The organism is Bacillus sp. CH30_1T (assembly GCF_008364765.1).
GTDB lineage: Bacteria > Bacillota > Bacilli > Bacillales > Bacillaceae_B > Rossellomorea.
Window position 1 is genome coordinate 43,790 of the sequence record NZ_VTUY01000008.1, and the last position, 16,648, is coordinate 60,437.

At 41.8% G+C, this 16,648-nt stretch carries 15 protein-coding genes and 1 riboswitch; of the genes, 10 read left to right on the forward strand and 5 right to left on the reverse strand.

Annotated elements, in window-relative coordinates; all coding sequences use genetic code 11:
* Positions 1–40: 40 nt before the first annotated feature.
* The gene (locus tag F0342_RS17025) at positions 41–829 is read right to left on the reverse strand and encodes a GNAT family N-acetyltransferase (protein ID WP_149157054.1); all 789 of its coding nucleotides are present in this window, start codon (positions 827–829) and stop codon (positions 41–43) included.
* Between the two features lie 239 nt (positions 830–1,068).
* Between F0342_RS17025 and F0342_RS17030 the strand changes: the two genes are divergently transcribed.
* On the forward strand, positions 1,069–1,218 hold the full coding sequence (locus tag F0342_RS17030; protein WP_113969836.1) for a lmo0937 family membrane protein: 150 nt from the start codon (positions 1,069–1,071) through the stop codon (positions 1,216–1,218).
* A 54-nt stretch (positions 1,219–1,272) separates the two neighbouring features.
* Here F0342_RS17030 and pckA read toward each other — a convergent pair whose 3' ends face one another.
* Complete coding sequence (gene pckA, locus F0342_RS17035) at positions 1,273–2,862, reverse strand: phosphoenolpyruvate carboxykinase (ATP) (RefSeq protein WP_149157055.1); 1,590 nt, start codon at positions 2,860–2,862, stop codon at positions 1,273–1,275.
* A gap of 325 nt (positions 2,863–3,187) precedes the next feature.
* Positions 3,188–3,331, forward strand: a riboswitch (SAM riboswitch).
* Between the two features lie 212 nt (positions 3,332–3,543).
* Here pckA and metK point away from each other — a divergent pair.
* Positions 3,544–4,746 carry a methionine adenosyltransferase gene (metK, locus tag F0342_RS17040; protein ID WP_149157056.1) on the forward strand — a complete coding sequence of 401 codons (1,203 nt, stop codon included), beginning with the start codon at positions 3,544–3,546 and terminating at the stop codon, positions 4,744–4,746.
* Between the two features lie 245 nt (positions 4,747–4,991).
* Here metK and F0342_RS17045 read toward each other — a convergent pair whose 3' ends face one another.
* Entirely contained in the window at positions 4,992–5,507 is a 516-nt protein-coding gene (locus F0342_RS17045) for a gamma carbonic anhydrase (RefSeq protein WP_149157057.1), read from the reverse strand.
* Positions 5,508–5,591: 84 nt separating this feature from the next.
* On the opposite strand from F0342_RS17045, the gene F0342_RS17050 reads away from it, so the two are divergent.
* The 4 genes from F0342_RS17050 to F0342_RS17065 all read left to right on the forward strand — a co-directional run bounded on the left by F0342_RS17050 (position 5,592) and on the right by F0342_RS17065 (position 11,274).
* Positions 5,592–6,395: an alpha/beta hydrolase gene (locus F0342_RS17050; protein WP_149157058.1), complete on the forward strand. Its 804-nt coding sequence runs from the start codon at positions 5,592–5,594 to the stop codon at positions 6,393–6,395.
* A gap of 14 nt (positions 6,396–6,409) precedes the next feature.
* Positions 6,410–7,483, forward strand: a complete 1,074-nt coding sequence (locus F0342_RS17055; RefSeq protein ID WP_149157059.1) for a tetraprenyl-beta-curcumene synthase family protein — start codon at positions 6,410–6,412, stop codon at positions 7,481–7,483.
* Between the two features lie 318 nt (positions 7,484–7,801).
* Positions 7,802–10,168: an immune inhibitor A domain-containing protein gene (locus F0342_RS17060; protein ID WP_395940699.1), complete on the forward strand. Its 2,367-nt coding sequence runs from the start codon at positions 7,802–7,804 to the stop codon at positions 10,166–10,168.
* Positions 10,169–10,269: 101 nt separating this feature from the next.
* The gene (locus F0342_RS17065; protein ID WP_149157060.1) at positions 10,270–11,274 is read left to right on the forward strand and encodes an LLM class flavin-dependent oxidoreductase; all 1,005 of its coding nucleotides are present in this window, start codon (positions 10,270–10,272) and stop codon (positions 11,272–11,274) included.
* A gap of 87 nt (positions 11,275–11,361) precedes the next feature.
* On the opposite strand, the gene mnmM is transcribed toward F0342_RS17065, so the two are convergent.
* Positions 11,362–11,934, reverse strand: coding sequence for a tRNA 5-(aminomethyl)-2-thiouridylate-methyltransferase MnmM (gene mnmM, locus F0342_RS17070; RefSeq protein WP_149157061.1), 573 nt, complete (start codon positions 11,932–11,934; stop codon positions 11,362–11,364).
* Positions 11,931–12,896, reverse strand: coding sequence for a tRNA modification radical SAM protein MnmL/YtqA (gene mnmL, locus F0342_RS17075; RefSeq protein WP_149157062.1), 966 nt, complete (start codon positions 12,894–12,896; stop codon positions 11,931–11,933). Before mnmL ends, mnmM begins: the two co-directional genes overlap by 4 nt.
* 201 nt (positions 12,897–13,097) lie before the next feature.
* Here mnmL and F0342_RS17080 point away from each other — a divergent pair, with 201 nt between their 5' ends.
* From F0342_RS17080 to F0342_RS17095, 4 genes are all read left to right on the forward strand, one after another.
* On the forward strand, positions 13,098–13,391 hold the full coding sequence (locus tag F0342_RS17080; RefSeq protein WP_149157063.1) for a YtzC family protein: 294 nt from the start codon (positions 13,098–13,100) through the stop codon (positions 13,389–13,391).
* Positions 13,388–13,552 (forward strand): hypothetical protein, encoded by a 165-nt coding sequence (locus F0342_RS17085; RefSeq protein ID WP_044340322.1) that lies wholly within the window; start codon positions 13,388–13,390, stop codon positions 13,550–13,552. The genes F0342_RS17080 and F0342_RS17085 overlap by 4 nt, the downstream gene beginning before the upstream one ends.
* A 155-nt stretch (positions 13,553–13,707) precedes the next feature.
* Positions 13,708–14,895 (forward strand): MDR family MFS transporter, encoded by a 1,188-nt coding sequence (locus F0342_RS17090; RefSeq protein ID WP_149157064.1) that lies wholly within the window; start codon positions 13,708–13,710, stop codon positions 14,893–14,895.
* Positions 14,896–15,265: 370 nt separating this feature from the next.
* Positions 15,266–16,624, forward strand: coding sequence for a sigma-54 interaction domain-containing protein (locus tag F0342_RS17095; RefSeq protein WP_149157065.1), 1,359 nt, complete (start codon positions 15,266–15,268; stop codon positions 16,622–16,624).
* The last annotated feature ends 24 nt before the right edge of the window (positions 16,625–16,648 follow it).

The window sequence follows — 16,648 nt, forward strand, 5'->3', positions numbered from 1 at the left end:
GAAAAAGTTGACTCTTTTTTGGGAGTCAACTTTTTTATGACTAAAATTTATACAAAGACCAATATCCAATATCCTTGAATCCGATTCGCTTATAAATTTTTCCTGCTTCAGGATTATCATAGAATAAGCACAGTTCTTTTCCTTCTTCTAGTACGTCTCGACAAAGCTTTGTCATGCACTCGGTCGCATATCCTTTTTTCTTATACTCAGGATGTGTACAGACAGCGACAATCATCGCAGACATACTGTTTTCAGCGGTTGTGGAAGCAGAAGAAACAAATTTCCCGTCTTCTTCTACGTAATAGCTTCTCGAAACTCCGGCTTCCATGCTATGTTTTCTTTTTTCTATAGAAAAATCGCCACCACTAAATTCAGGGATAGAGTTCAAAAGATCAACAAGTTTAGGTAAATCATTGAGGGTAGCCTGTTTTACATGAGGCAGGTCTTGTCGATCCATTGATTCCGTGCTGTCACATTTCGCATAGTGCATATGTCTTATTGATTTAATTTCTCTGGATAAAAAGGGTTCAACCTGCGTGACGATCCTTTTTAATCCGGAAACGATGCTGTAGTCTTCAGTCTCATTAATGATTGCGGCAAATCCTTCCGCATTAAATTCCCCCATGGAAAAAGGGATGAAGTTTTCTCTGTACTTAAGGAGGATTCCCCTCAATTTCCCTTCCGCATCAAAGTCGCCCCAGATTTTCTGAAAATCCTGTTCATACCCAAAGGCTTCAATATCCCCGATAATAAACAAATTCTCAGCCGGCTGCTGATGAATGAGTTGCTGGCAAATATCATGATCCTGTTCCGTTAGCTGTCTGATCATCTTGTTCCCCCCTTGTAAATAATCATTATCATACCAAAATTAGAAATATTTAGTAAAGTATTATTTGAGGTATTTCGATAACAGATGGAACCAGTGAAAATGTCATTTGTATAAATTCATATGGACTAACAGAAGTTAAGAATAGGTGAAAAATTTTTCAGGTGAAATATCATGTGTAGTTTTAAATTCATCGAAATAGGGAATCTTAGCATCAAACACAGTTACTGGGAGGGAAACTCATGCTTTGGACCATTATTGGAATTCTTTTAGTCCTTTGGTTACTCGGATTGATTTTTAAAATCGGAGGAGCCATCATCCACGTTTTACTTGTTATTGCCATTGTTGTCTTTTTATTTAACAGAATCACCGGCCGTAAGAAAGGATTATAACGATAATAAAGGTCCGTCCCTCAAAAATTGAGGGACGGACCTTTATTATATAGACTATTTAACGGCTGGGCCGCCTTTAAGTTCTATTTCAGATGGTACGTTTGAGAACTTCTTGAAGTTTTCGTTGAATTTGTGGGCCAGTTCTTTTGCCTTCACTTCATAGGCTGCTTCATTGGACCATGTTCTCTTTGGTTGAAGCACTTCGTCTGGAACACCAGGAACGTGAACTGGGATGTTCAGACCAAAGATGTCGTCCGTTTCTGTTTCAACGTGTGTCAGTTCCCCTTCAAGAGCTGCTTGAATCATAGCACGAGTGTAAGATAACTTCATGCGGTTACCAACACCGTATTCTCCACCGGTCCAACCAGTGTTCACTAAGAATACTTGAGCATTGTGCTCATCGATTTTCTTCCCAAGCATCTCAGCATAACGAGTTGCAGGGAGTGGCAGGAATGGTGAGCCAAAGCAAGTCGAGAATGTGGCTTGTGGTGAAGTGATTCCGCGCTCAGTACCTGCAAGCTTCGATGTATATCCGCTCAAGAAGTGATACATCGCTTGTTCTTTCGTCAGTTTGCTGATTGGAGGTAATACCCCGAATGCATCTGCGGTTAAGAATACAATGGTATTTGGATGTCCTGCAACACTTGGTTCAACGATGTTATCCATCGCTTGAAGAGGGTACGCAGCACGAGTATTCTCTGTTAAAGTGTTATCCTCATAATCAGCGATGCGGGAATTGTCATCGAGAACCACATTTTCAAGGACAGAACCGAAACGGATCGCATCAAAGATTTGTGGCTCCTTTTCACGTGTCAGACCGATACACTTAGCGTAGCAGCCACCTTCGATATTGAATACACCGTTTGGAGACCATCCGTGCTCATCATCGCCGATTAAACGACGGTTTGGATCTGCGGACAATGTCGTTTTTCCTGTGCCGGATAAACCGAAGAACAATGCCACATCTCCTTCACGTCCCACATTTGAAGAACAGTGCATGGAAAGGATATCTGATTCTGGAAGGACGTAGTTCATTACAGAGAAAATCGATTTCTTCATTTCACCTGCATACTCAGTTCCGCCAATTAAGACAATTCTTCTTTCAAATGATACAATGATAAATGTTTCAGAGTGAGTTCCGTCTACTGCTGGATCTGCCTTGAAGTTCGGGGCAGAAACGACGGTGAATTCTGATTGATGACCCTTTAGCTCTTCTCCTGTAGGGCGAATGAATAATTGGTGAGCGAAAAGATTATGCCAAGCGAATTCGTTGATCACTTGAATCGGTAGTCTATGTTTTGGGTCAGCACCTGCGAACCCTTTGAATGAAAATACTTCTTCTTTTTCTTTTAAGTAATCTAATACTTTTGTATATAGTTTATCGAATGATTCTGAAGAGATTGGTTGATTGACAGAACCCCACTCAATCTTATCCTTCGTGGATGGTTCTTCTACAATGAATTTATCCTTAGGAGAGCGTCCTGTGTATTTACCAGTTTCTGCTCTGACTGCACCTGATGATGTTAAAACGCCTTCATTTCGTTGAAGGACTTTTTCAACTAGTTGGGAAACAGATAATTGTTCCTGAATGTTTTGACCGTTAAGTAATTCTGTTAATTCATTAGACATGCTCACTGAATTCATTAGAACCCTTCCTTTATATAAATTTAATGATCTCGTTTGCTTCACAAAAATAGTATAACACAATTGAAGCATTAGTCTATACTATTTATTCATTTTTATAATGTGTCTTCATATTGTCACATTTTTCGTCCAAATATAGCTTGTATCTTCTTATATATATGAAAAAAATATCATAATGTTTAGCCTCATTGCCTAATTAGGTTATTTTATGAGGGCAAGATAGGTTGGAATCATGATAAGAGTAAGCTTGAATGGTTAAACATGTCACTTGAAAAAAAGTTGACACCCTTTGTACTAAACGTTATTATTGTTCCTTGAACGGATACTCTTATCCTGAGCTGGTGGAGGGAGCAGACCCTATGAAACCCAGCAACCTGCTAAATAGTGAATGGATTCTTTCTGTCTGAAAGATCCGATTAAGCGAAGGTGCTAAACTGAGGCAAGGTCTATGAACCTTGAACGATAAGAGAGAAAAGGCGCGGCTATGATCTGAAACCTTTCCTCTATTGTTTTAAACATGAGGAAGGGTTTTTTCTGTTTATAGTGGATCAAATGCACATAATGCATGATTTTTTTATAAAAAAACCATGTTTACTTCATACTACTTAGGGAATGAGTACCGTATCTGTTTAATGTTTTGTTAGATCAAAATCTAACAATTATGCTTAAGGAGGAACCTTGATGTCAACTAATCGTCGTCTGTTTACATCTGAGTCCGTAACCGAAGGACATCCAGATAAAATTTGTGACCAAATCTCTGATTCAATTCTTGATGCAATTCTTACAAATGATCCGAATGCTCGTGTAGCATGTGAAACGTCTGTTACGACGGGTCTTGTTCTTGTTGCGGGTGAAATTACAACGAGTACGTATGTCGATATTCCAAAAATCGTTCGTGAAACGATCCGTGAGATTGGCTACACTCGTGCGAAATATGGCTTTGATGCCGAGACATGTGCTGTATTAACATCCATCGATGAGCAATCTGCTGATATCGCTCAAGGTGTAGATCAGGCACTTGAAGCTCGTGAAGGTCAAATGACGGATGAAGAAATCGATGCAATCGGTGCAGGTGACCAGGGGTTAATGTTTGGATTCGCTTGTAATGAAACGAAAGAACTTATGCCTCTACCGATTTCCCTTGCTCACAAGATTTCCCGTCGTCTGACTGAAGTTCGTAAAGAAGAAATCCTTCCTTACTTACGTCCGGATGGAAAAACTCAAGTAACCGTTGAATATGATGAAAACGATAAGCCGGTTCGCATCGACACGATCGTAATCTCAACTCAGCATCACCCTGAAGTGACGCTTGAGCAAATCCAACGTAACTTAAAAGAATATGTCATCGATCCTGTTGTACCGAAAGAACTGATCGATGAGCAAACAAAATACTTCATCAACCCGACTGGTCGTTTCGTTATCGGCGGACCACAAGGTGATGCAGGGTTAACAGGACGTAAAATCATCGTTGACACATATGGCGGGTACGCTCGTCACGGTGGCGGTGCATTCTCTGGTAAGGATGCAACGAAAGTGGACCGTTCAGCAGCCTATGCAGCACGTTATGTAGCGAAGAACATTGTGGCAGCAGGACTTGCTGAAAAATGTGAAGTTCAATTAGCGTATGCGATCGGTGTTGCTCAACCGGTATCCATCTCCGTTGATACATTTGGAACAGGTAAAGTATCAGAAGACGTACTAATTGACGTTGTTCGCAACAACTTTGATCTGCGTCCTGCAGGAATCATCAAAATGCTGGACCTTCGCCGTCCGATCTATAAGCAGACAGCAGCTTACGGACACTTTGGCCGTAACGATATTGATCTTCCTTGGGAGCGTACAAACAAAGCTGAAGCATTAAAAGCAGAAGCGTTGAGTGAATAAGGAAAGATAGAGATAGAAGAGACCAACACTTATTAGGGTGTTGGTCTTTTTTACGATATGGGAAGGCGGTGGCGAAGTTTGTTTTTTTGTGTCGAAGGGCAGGTATATCGCGATTTTCGCAGATAAAACTTACTTTTGGCAGATGTATTTTGAAAATGGCAGATAAATCCGGAACGGGGACCCGCCAACAAGAAAATATTCCATGAGTATTCTCAGGAAGGTTGGGGTATCCCAAGTATAGGATATTAAAATGGTTTGATGCTTTTATAATATTGTCCTTTTTCTGCGTATTCTCTCGAAATTCGCTTCATTTCGCTAATATCATGTTCATTTAACTCTCTCACTACTTTTGCTGGCCGACCGAATGCCAGTGTGTTGGGAGGAATGACTTTCCCTTGTGGAACAAGGCTTCCTGCCCCAATAAATGCTCCTTCACCAATTTCAGCATTATCGAGAATGATCGACCCCATGCCGATTAAAGCCTTTTTTCGGATTTTGCAGCTATGTAAAATCACTCCGTGGCCTACGGTTACTTCATCTTCAAGAATAAGAGGGTTATTTGGACTCTGATGAAGAATGGAATTATCCTGTATATTTACTTTATTACCGATTCTCGTTGGAGCGACATCCCCTCTGATGACGGTGTTAAACCAGATGCTGGACTCTTCACCGATCTCTACATCCCCGGAGATGGTCACATAATCGGCAATGTAGGCCGAATGAGCGATGATCGGTTTTTTATCATGATATGGATAGAGCATTTTTTACTTCCCCTTTCAATAATATTTACTATAATAATGGTAGCAGAATTTATACACTTAGAGAACTATTAAGGAGGAATTGCCATGTGGAAATGGGAAACAGATCAAGAAGCAAAGGCAGTCATCGTTATCATTCATGGAGCAATGGAGCATCATGGTCGGTACGGTTGGCTCATTGAAATGTGGCGTGCAGCGGGCTTCCATGTCATCATGGGGGATTTACCAGGTCAGGGTATGACATCGAGAAGTCAAAGAGGACATATTGATTCGTTTGATGATTATATAGTGGAAGTGAAAGATTGGGTACAGGCTGCGTATCAATTTGAATTGCCTGTATTTATGATTGGTCACAGTATGGGGGGGCTTGTTGCGGTCCGTATGCTTCAGGAAACTCACGTAAACCTGGCAGGGGTGATTTTGTCCTCACCTTGTTTAGGTTTGGTCACAACCCCATCAAAATCGATCGAGCTCTTGTCCCACGGTTTGAATAAAATCGCTCCCATGGTGAAGTTTCCATCAGGGTTAACGATCGATATGGCAACGAGAAATGCAGATGTACGTGAAATCGACAGCAACGATTCACTCTATATCACCAAAGTTTCTGTCCGCTGGTACAGGGAGCTCGCCCAAGCGATAAAACTGGCTTTTGTAAACCTGGAGAAAATGCCTGACGTTCCTTTGCTCGTGTTGCAGGCTGGTGATGACAAAATTGTCGATAAAAAAGCAGTGAAAAAATGGTTCAACGAACTGTCTTTATCTGAAATGCATTACAAAGAATGGCCGAAATGCTATCATGAAATCTATAATGAACCAGAAAGAGAAGATATCTTTGAATACTCCAATATTTTCATTGAAAGTCGTTTGAAAGCGCTAGGATACATTTTGTAAAAGAGGTGGTAAAGGTGTCGATCCCAAGTGATCCCTTTTCGTTAATGACAAGAGTATACCGAAATGTTTTTCCGATTGTTCATAAAGAATTAGATGAGTGGAAGAGGCGGGCGGAAGCGATCCCCAATCAGGAATTAAGAAGTCAGGCCCTGGCCAGTATCGAACATAAAACGTTTCACTGTGAAGGTGGATCGATCCTTTCCCTGTTGGCACTGGATAAAAAAGAAGACACGATTCGATTTATCGTCGCCTATCAGACAATAAGCGATTATTTGGATAATCTCTGTGATCGGAGCGTTTCCCTGGATCCCGACGATTTTGCCCTTCTTCATCAATCCATGAAAGACGCCCTTACGGTGGGTGCTGTGCCTGCCAATTACTATGCTTTAAGGACCGATCAGGATGACGGGGGGTATCTGAGAGATTTAGTGCTTAGCTGTCAGTCCGTTCTTGAAGCATTACATCACTACGAGAACATCAATAAGGATCTTATACAGCTTTGTGAATACTACTGCGACTTGCAGATACATAAACATGTTAAAAAAGAAGAAAGGGTAGGAAGGCTGCAGAATTGGTTTGAAACTCACCGTTCGAACCTTCCGGAAATGAATTGGTACGAGTTTTCCGCCTGTTCTGGATCAACACTCGGCATCTTCTGTTTAGTGTCATACGCATGCAGAAGCGATTTTCAGCCGTCGCACACAGAAAAAATCAAACGTGGATATTTTCCATATATTCAAGGCTTACATATCCTTCTTGATTACTTCATTGACCAGGATGAGGACCATGAGGGGGGAGACTTGAACTTCTGCTTTTATTACGAGGATGATGAGCATTTAAAAGAACGGCTGCTTCATTTTCTTCAAAAAGCAGACGAACACACCCATGAACTGCCACATGCCCATTTTCACCGCCTGATTAACAAAGGACTCATCGGCGTCTACCTGTCAGACGACAAGGCAAACAAACAAGAAAAAGTACAATCCTTCTCCAAACAATTCATCGCACAAGCCGGCTGGATCACCAGATTCTTCTACATCAATGGAAAAATATACCGAAAATGGAGAAATCGCAAAAAAACATCCTGAAAAAGAGGGACGGACCTTCGACACTAGTGTCGAAGGTCCGTCCCTTTTATTGTCTCTTTTATCAAACTAAAGTTGGGTGAAGGGATACTAAATTCGACGGTTAATACCATAATTATACAAATATTAATCGTTGATATCTTTTATTTTACGACAATTTACCCATCTGTAGTTTAGCGGAATATCGTACTATGTATCTAAAAATGTGTTATTTCGTCATACTAAATAACTAATGTATTCTGAAAAGATTTACTTTTCAGAATAATGGAGTATATTTTAATTAGTGTAAAAATTTAGTACATAAAAAAGGGGGAACCAAGTTTGAAATCACGTAAAGTATTATCGATGGCCATGGCTGCGGCATTGAGTGTAGGGGCATTTGCTGTACCTGCATCAGCTGCAACCACAGTGCCTGAAAATGTGTTAGCAAAGCCGGCGGTGAAGAAATCTCATTCACATGGTGAAGGTCCATTCGACTTAGCCATTGCGAATGAAGAGAAGTTGATTGAAATGCTCCAAAAGAGCGGTAAATTATCTAAGAATGCTACAGCTGTACAAGCAGAAAAAGCTGTCCAGAAGTTCTTGAAAGAGAAATCTGAAGGTTTAAAGGAACTGGAAGATGACGGTGAATTAAAAGAAGAGAAAGAAAAAATTGAAAAAGATATCGATAAGCACAAAAAGGGCGATAAGCATAAAAAGAAAAAAAGAGATTTAGACCCTGTAGTGGAAGAGGATTACACCGGTGAAAAGAGAACCGATAAAGTTCTAGTATTACTAATGGAATTCCCTGATTTCCCACATAATTCCATCCAACCTGAAGATTCGGATATGTATTATGAAGATTACGTAAAAGAGCATTATGAGGATATGGTATTTGGAGAAAACGGATATACAGGTCCAAATGGTGAAAACCTCATTTCCATGAAGCAATTTTATGAGCAGCAAACGGATGGGGCTTATTCTGTTGAAGGTGAGGTAGCTGGATGGTATCAAGCTTCTAAACCGGCAGCAGCTTATGGGGGGAATGATCCAGAAACAGGTGATAATGATAAAGATGCGAGGGGACTTGTACGCGAAGCTTTAGCAGCGGCAGCAAATGACCCTGAAGTGGACTTGTCTGATTATGACCAGGAAGACCGTTATGACCTTGATGGAGACGGAAATACCCGTGAACCTGATGGCTTGGTAGATCATTTAATGATTGTTCATTCAGCAGTAGGGGAAGAAGCTGGTGGAGGTAGTCTTGGTGAGGATGCGATTTGGTCTCATCGCTGGAATTTAGGGGATGTGTTCCCTGTAGATGGCACGGAAGCGGAAGTTCCATATTGGGGTGGCAATATGGCTGCATATGACTATACAGTTCAACCAGCTGATGGAGCTGCTGGCGTATTTGCCCATGAATATGGTCACGACCTGGGATTACCTGATGAATATGACACTCAATACACAGGTGCCGGTGAAGCGGTAGCATACTGGTCCATCATGGCAAGCGGAAGCTGGGCCGGTAAGGTTCCTGGAACAGAACCAACAGGATTCAGTGCTTGGTCGAAAGAATTTCTGCAAGCAGCACATGGTGGAAACTGGCTGAAACATGAAGAAGTTGATCTGGAAGACATTAATAAAAAAGGTATCGAAGTCTACCTGGATCAGGCAAATACAAAAGGGACAAACCCTGATGCTCTTAAAATTAACCTCCCTGATAAAGAAACAGTGGTGAATACACCGTTTAGCGGAGAATATGAGTACTTCAGTGGAAGTGGCAATGACCTGGATAATTCTGCGGTCATGAATGTAGATTTAACATCTTCTCAAAATGCAGAACTTACATTCAAAGCATGGTATGACATTGAACAAGATTGGGATTATGGTTCAGTTCAAGTTAGTGAAGACGGTGAAAACTGGACGAGCATTCCAGGAAATGTAACAACAGATACAAATCCGCACGATCAAAATCCTGGTCATGGAATCACTGGGAATTCAGATGGATGGGTAGATGCCACATTTGATTTAAGTCAGTATGCAGGGAAAGAAATTCAAGTAAAACTAAACTATTGGACAGATGTTGCAGCGGTTAATCAAGGTTTATATGTGGATGATATCAGAGTGACTTCAGACGGTAATGAAATATTCTTCGATGATGTAGAAGGTGAAGAAAAAGTTACACTTGAAGGATTCACAAAAGAAAATGGAGTGAAAACTTCTGAGCATTATTACCTGCTCGAATGGAGAAACCACCAGGGGGTAGATGAAGGTTTGGCTCACATCCGCCGTGGTAACAGTCTTATGTCGTACGATCCAGGCCTAATAATTTGGTATGCAGATGAAAAATATGGAGATAACTGGACTGGTGCCCACCCGGGTGAAGGTTTCTTGGGAGTAGTAGATGCAGACCAGAGAGAACTAAAATGGAGTGATAACTCAGTTGCATCCACTCGATATCAAATCCATGATGCTGCATTCAGTATGGATAGATCTAAGTTCATGTTCCTGGATTATTATGAATCATTAGGTTTAGTAATGCTGGATCCACATACACAGAAAAACCCGGTTTTCAATGATAATCGAAGTTATTTGAATGAAGATATACCAGATGCAGGACGTAATGTACCTGAATATGGATTGAAAATTAAAGTTACTGGTCAAAGTAAAGATCGTTCAGTCGGAAGAATCGAAATAAGCAAGAAATAAACCAAAAAGGGTGACTGCCATCTCGGCAGTCATCCTTTAAGCATGTTATTGGACATTTTTTACTACTGAATTGATAATAATACTCACATCAATTAAAGGAGATGTCCATTTTGAAGTTAAGTGTTTTAGATCAGTCACCCATTTCAGAAGGAATGAGCCCACAAGAGGCTTTAAATCATACAGTCCAATTAGCACAACATGTCGAGAAGTTGGGATTCGAACGTTTCTGGGTATCCGAGCATCATGATTCAACGGGACTTGCGGGTTCCTCGCCGGAGGTATTGATCGCTCATCTGGCACAGAATACATCAAGGATCCGTGTCGGTTCCGGAGGGGTCATGCTTCCTCATTACTCTTCATACAAAGTAGCTGAGAATTTCCGATTGCTTGAAGGGTTGAATCCGAATCGGATTGATTTAGGATTAGGAAGGGCACCTGGCGGAATGCCGATGGCAACGATGGCCCTGCATGACGGGAAGCCGAGAGACGTCAATCGATATCCTGAACAAATCGATGATCTGCTGGGGTATTTAACCGATTCATTACCGGATACTCATCCCTATCAAGGATTAACGGCAGCCCCGATGATCGAAACGATGCCTGAAGTATGGATGCTTGGTTCAAGTCCGTCCAGTGCGATGCTGGCAGCACAAAAAGGATTACCTTATACCTTTGCCCAGTTTATTAACGGGGAAGGCGGCCCTCAATATACACAGGCGTACAGAAATAACTTTGTTCCTTCCAAATACCTGAAGGACCCAAAGAACATCGTAGCCGTGTTTGCCATCTGTGCTGAAACGGATGAAGAAGCAGAAAGGGTCGCATCCAGCATAGACTTGGCGATCTTAATGATTGAACAAGGCATGCGTTCAAACGGGACACCTAGTCCTGAGAAAGCGGCAGCTTATCAGTACACCCCATTTGAAGAAATGAGAGTGCGCGAAAATCGCAAACGCATGGTCGTCGGAAATCCTAAAAAGGTGAAAGAACAACTACTTTCACTCAGTGAACAGTACCAAACAGATGAAATCATGCTCGTCAGCATCACATACGACTTCCAGGACAAACTCAAATCATTTGAATTAATAGCAAACGAAATGTTATAACAAATAGAAAAAATAGGGACGGATCTCGAAAAGGTCCATCCCTATTTTTATTGGCCGCCTCTAGGTAAAGCCCTGACGCTTTTCTATTTATCTCTTCTCCAATGCCACAATAAATGGAGGATTATTCAGCTGGTTCATGAATTGATAGCGAAGGACGTGGACGTAGTTTTGGTCCAGTTTTTCCACGTAGCGAAGGATATAGTCCCGTTCGACCGCTCCTTCCGGGTGACCGTGATAAATGACAAGGACGAGGATCCCTTCAGGTGCCATCATTTCCAGGATTTGATTCAAGGCGAGTATCGTTGTTTTCGGACGGGTGACAATTTCCTTGTCGCCGCCGGGTAAGTACCCAAGGTTAAAGATTGCGCCGGTCACTTTTCCGTGATGCACGGGAGGAATTACGTTCATCACTGTCTCGTGCCCTTGATGAAAGAGTGTCACCCGGTGAGCAAGATTATGGGTGATGAGCTGTTCTTTAGTGTTTTCTAGGGCATCCTCTTGAATATCAAAACCGTATACCCGGCCATTTTCTCCGACTAATCTAGCCAGGAATAAGGTGTCATGTCCATTCCCGAGTGTTGCGTCTATTGTAATATCTCCTGGTTTGACAGCCCGTTCCAGAAGCTCTCTTGCAAAAGGTAAGATTCGTTCTAATTTCATGCTTTCACATCCACTTTATAAAATTTTCCCTGCCAGCTGTCCCTGCGTTTAAGTTCATCGTCAATCGCGTTCAATACACTCCATTTATTCACGCTCCACATCGGTCCGATCATTAAGTCGATAGGTCCGTCCCCCGTAATGCGGTGAACGATCATCTCAGGAGGTATTATTTCCAGCTGATCGCAAACCAGTTTCACGTAATGATCGAAATCCATGAAGTCGAGCAGTCCTTTTTCATATTGCTTGACCATGGGAGTTCCTTTCAGCAAATGCAAGAGGTGGATTTTAATTCCCTGGACGTCAAGGTTGGCCACTTCACTTGCCGTTTCCATCATCATTTTTTCATCTTCTTGAGGAAGTCCGTTAATAATATGAGAACACACCCGTATACCGTGTTTTCTTAATTTATTGACTCCATCGACATAGCACTGATAATCGTGGGCCCTATTGATCAATCCGGCGGTTTTCTCATGAACGGTTTGCAGGCCCAGTTCTACCCATAAATAGGTTCTTTCGTTCAATTCAGCCAAGTATTCGACCACATCGTCAGGAAGACAGTCCGGGCGGGTAGCGATGGAAATACCTATAACTCCCTCTTGCCCGAGAACTGATTCATATCTCTCTCTTAGCACATCCACAGGTGCATGAGTGTTTGTGAATGCTTGGAAATACGCCATATACTTCCCGTCTTTCCACTTCTTATGCATTCTTTCTTTAATGTCAATGAATTGCTTTTCTAAGGAGTCGACCCTGCTTCCGGCAAAGTCCCCAGAGCCGGCAGCACTGCAGAAGGTACAGCCGCCATGGGCAACCGTGCCATCCCGGTTCGGGCAATCAAAGCCGCCATCGAGGGCAACCTTAAAGACTTTATGTCCAAAGTGATTTCGTAAATGGTAGTTCCATGTATGATATCGCTTTAAATCTGTGGCATATGGAAATGGGTTTGTCTCGATGACAAACACCTCCTACGTTTCAATGTGTGTAACAGTATGTATGACGCTCAAAAAGATTTTATCATGAACACGGGGTCAAATGTATCCTGCATAGAGAAATAGGCGAAGATTACCACTTCTGAAACGGGCAATCAGGTTCAAACTAAGATGGAGGAGAGTAAGGATGGGACCTTCCTCTTCTTTATTCTATACGTCAAGGAGGTAGTCGAAATGGCAACAAGAAATTCGGTTGATGAATGCATTCAAAAGTGTGAAGATGCCATTCGTTACGCTCAAGAACAATATAAATCAGGGACACAGCAAGAGCATTACCACGATGTGGAATACACTCAAGCCATGCAGCAACTTGAAGCAGCGGTGAATGATGTGGCTCATTTAGCCAATAGCGCCAACTCTCAACAGCGTGAACAATTGCATCGCATGAGACTTCAGCTTCAGGCCTTACAAAATGAGATGATTCTGTTAGATCATGATCCAAATGTAGTAGGAGGTAAATTACATTGACCACTCGTTCTGATAAAAAAAACCCTGAACAAAAAACCCGCAGTGATTTCCGTAATTTAGATACAGAATTCGGAGCTGAAAACAATCCTGTCAAAGCTGCAAAAAAGCGCTACGAAAAAAAGGGACAGCCTGTTAAATCCGATCATCATAACGGAAAATAATGGACTGAAATTAGGTGCTCTTTATAATGGGGCACCTGGTTTTTTTAGTAGAAAAAAAGGACATCTATTTTAAGAAATAATTCTTGCCCCCTTTCACAAAAAAGAGTAAAATCCTTTTGGGACTCGAAATAAAATAGTGGAAAGGGGGCAGAATCATGCCCAAATCATTATGGTTACTTGTCATTGGAATGATGGTGAATGTGACAGGTGCCTCTTTTTTATGGCCTCTTAATACCATTTATCTTCATGAGAATTTAGGGAAATCACTGTCTGTAGCGGGAATTGTGCTGATGATGAACGCTGGAGCGAGTGTAATAGGAAATTTGATCGGAGGAACACTTTTTGATAAGTTTGGTGGATACCGCTCGATATTAGTAGGAATTTCTATTACTTTGACTGCTCTGGTCGGGATGAATATTTGGCATGGCTGGCCTCACTATGTGGTCTTTTTGACCATTGTTGGATTTGGCTCAGGGATCGTCTTTCCTTCCATGTATGCCATGGCAGGTTCGGTATGGCCTGAAGGCGGCCGAAAAGCATTCAATTCCGTCTATGTGGCGCAAAATATTGGAGTTGCTGTTGGAGCTGCATTAGGAGGATTCGTAGCCTCGTTTTCCTTTAACTATATATTCTTAGCGAATCTTAGTATGTATATCGTCTTTTTCTTCATTGCCTTATTGGGTTATCGAAACATTTCAGTTAACGGTCATCAAACATCCGTTTTGAATGAGTCTAAGGTGATAAGGGATAAATCGAAAATGAAGGCCCTGCTCTTCATTTGCGTTGCCTATTTATTATGCTGGATGGGCTATGTACAATGGCAATCCACCATTGCAACGTACACCCAGGAGATCAATATCAGCCTGAAACAATACAGCTTATTGTGGACGATCAATGGAGCGCTGATAGTGCTTGCACAGCCACTTTTATCAAAAGCAATCAAGCGTTTTGAACATAATTTAAAGCTTCAAATTATGATTGGGACGATTATTTTCATGGTTTCGTTCGCAGTGGCTTCGATGGCTGATCAATTTCAATGGTTTGCCATTGCGATGATCATCCTGACGATTGGTGAAATGCTCATATGGCCGGCTGTTCCTACCATTGCTAACTCACTTGCTCCAAAAGGGAGAGAAGGATTCTATCAGGGAATCGTCAACAGTACAGCAACAGGAGGAAGAATGATCGGACCGTTTATCGGAGGAGTATTAGTGGACGTATTCAGCATGCAGGTGCTGTTTCTGACGTTGATCGCTTTCTTCATGGTCTCATTAGTCATTACCAGTCAATATGACCGACCGCTGAAAAAGAAAAGCGAAGTCTCCGTATCGATTCAACAATAAAGAAAACCCCAATGAGGATTCATTGGGGTTTGTTTTTTCCATATAAAAAGGGCTCCCGTTTCCTACGGAAGCCCACTTGCAAAAAATTGAGGCGAGAGATCAGCAAACGCCACATCGTTTGTTGTCACAAGGACGTGATCCCCGACTTACACAATTCAGCTCATCGCTATAATAGAATAGCATAGGACTCATAAGAAAACAATACTATTTCACAAAAAAAATCTAATCGCTTAGATTATAGAAAGTTTTAGAATTATTTATACTGGTAATTGAAATGATTGGAAAAACGCATTCATTTACGCAACGACAGTGAATGTATGTGCTACTATAGATGTATATGTTCTCTTTCAAAACAGAGGAGGCAAAGGAAATGAGCTTATTAAAAAAGGTATCCGTCGAAATGATTGAAATCATTCTTGAGAACGCTTTTGAATGGTTGGTCGTCGTTGATAACGAAGGTACGATTATTTATATAAATGACAATTACTGTAAATTTCTTGAGGTTGAACGAGATAAAGCAATCGGTTCACATGTGACTAACGTCATCGAAAACACACGTATGCATATCGTTGCAGGCAGTGGCAAAGAGGAAGTGGCGGACCTTCAATATATAAAAGGAAACTATATGATCGCCAATCGAATTCCGATTCGGGTTGATGGGAAGGTGATAGGAGCATTTGGATCGGTGATCTTCCGGGATACGAGTGAATGGATGCAAATGAGTTCTCACGTAAAGAACATGATGTCGAAAATTCAAAGCTACATCCAGGATATCAATACCGGCGTGAAATACACGCTGAATGATATCATCGGTGAATCACCCGGAATGAATGAATTGAAGGACAAAGCTCAAATGATTGCCCCCAGTGATATTTCGATCCTGATCAGAGGTGAGAGCGGAACGGGTAAAGAGCTGTTCGCCCATAGTATTCACCAGCTGAGCGAAAGAAGCAGACAACCTTTTATTAAAGTGAACTGTGCCGCGATCCCAGAGCAGCTTCTGGAATCAGAGCTATTCGGTTACGAAGAAGGAGCATTTACAGGAGCGAAAAAGGGTGGGAAAAAAGGGAAGTTTCAGCTGGCTCATAAGGGAACACTTTTCCTTGATGAAATCGGGGACATGCCTCTCAACATGCAGGCGAAGCTTCTCAGGGCTTTACAGGAAGGGGAGGTCGAGGCAGTCGGTTCAAACCGTGTTCAACATGTGGATGTCCGCATCATCGCAGCCACGAACCGCCCACTTGAAAAAATGATGGAAGAAAAGCGATTTCGAAGCGACCTCTACTATCGTATTAATGTAGTCCCCTTTCAAATTCCGCCTCTCCGTGAGAGGAAGGAAGATATCGAGAATTTAGCTGCCTTTTTCTTAGAAAAATCCACAAAATCATCAGGGAAACGGATCCAAGGGTTTGAAAACGAAGTGATGCAGATTTTTAGTTCCTATAGCTGGCCAGGGAATCTGCGTGAATTAGAAAATGTCATTAACGCTTCCACCTATTTGTCTAATGAAAACTGGATATCTCTTCAGTCACTGCCTTCTTATATGAAGGTTAGAAACTTATATGATGTCGACTCTAAAACATTAAAAGAAATCCTTGAAGAAACGGAGAAGTCCGTGTTGATTCAAAGTCTGCAAACTCATCAGCACGACAAACGAAAGGTTGCTGAGACACTGGGGATAAGTAAATCAAGCATGTATGAGAAATTAAATAAATATCAGCTTCTATGATATGGTTGTGCCGGAAGTCCGGAA

Excerpts from the sequence above, each read along its gene's own strand:
- F0342_RS17025 (WP_149157054.1), bottom strand. The coding sequence starts at position 829 with ATGATCAGACAGCTAACGGAACAGGATCATGATATTTGCCAGCAACTC.
- F0342_RS17030 (WP_113969836.1), top strand. The coding sequence starts at position 1,069 with ATGCTTTGGACCATTATTGGAATTCTTTTAGTCCTTTGGTTACTCGGA.
- pckA (WP_149157055.1), bottom strand. The coding sequence starts at position 2,862 with ATGAATTCAGTGAGCATGTCTAATGAATTAACAGAATTACTTAACGGT.
- metK (WP_149157056.1), top strand. The coding sequence starts at position 3,544 with ATGTCAACTAATCGTCGTCTGTTTACATCTGAGTCCGTAACCGAAGGA.
- F0342_RS17045 (WP_149157057.1), bottom strand. The coding sequence starts at position 5,507 with ATGCTCTATCCATATCATGATAAAAAACCGATCATCGCTCATTCGGCC.
- F0342_RS17050 (WP_149157058.1), top strand. The coding sequence starts at position 5,592 with ATGTGGAAATGGGAAACAGATCAAGAAGCAAAGGCAGTCATCGTTATC.
- F0342_RS17065 (WP_149157060.1), top strand. The coding sequence starts at position 10,270 with ATGTCCATTTTGAAGTTAAGTGTTTTAGATCAGTCACCCATTTCAGAA.
- mnmM (WP_149157061.1), bottom strand. The coding sequence starts at position 11,934 with ATGAAATTAGAACGAATCTTACCTTTTGCAAGAGAGCTTCTGGAACGG.
- F0342_RS17080 (WP_149157063.1), top strand. The coding sequence starts at position 13,098 with ATGGCAACAAGAAATTCGGTTGATGAATGCATTCAAAAGTGTGAAGAT.
- F0342_RS17090 (WP_149157064.1), top strand. The coding sequence starts at position 13,708 with ATGCCCAAATCATTATGGTTACTTGTCATTGGAATGATGGTGAATGTG.
- F0342_RS17095 (WP_149157065.1), top strand. The coding sequence starts at position 15,266 with ATGAGCTTATTAAAAAAGGTATCCGTCGAAATGATTGAAATCATTCTT.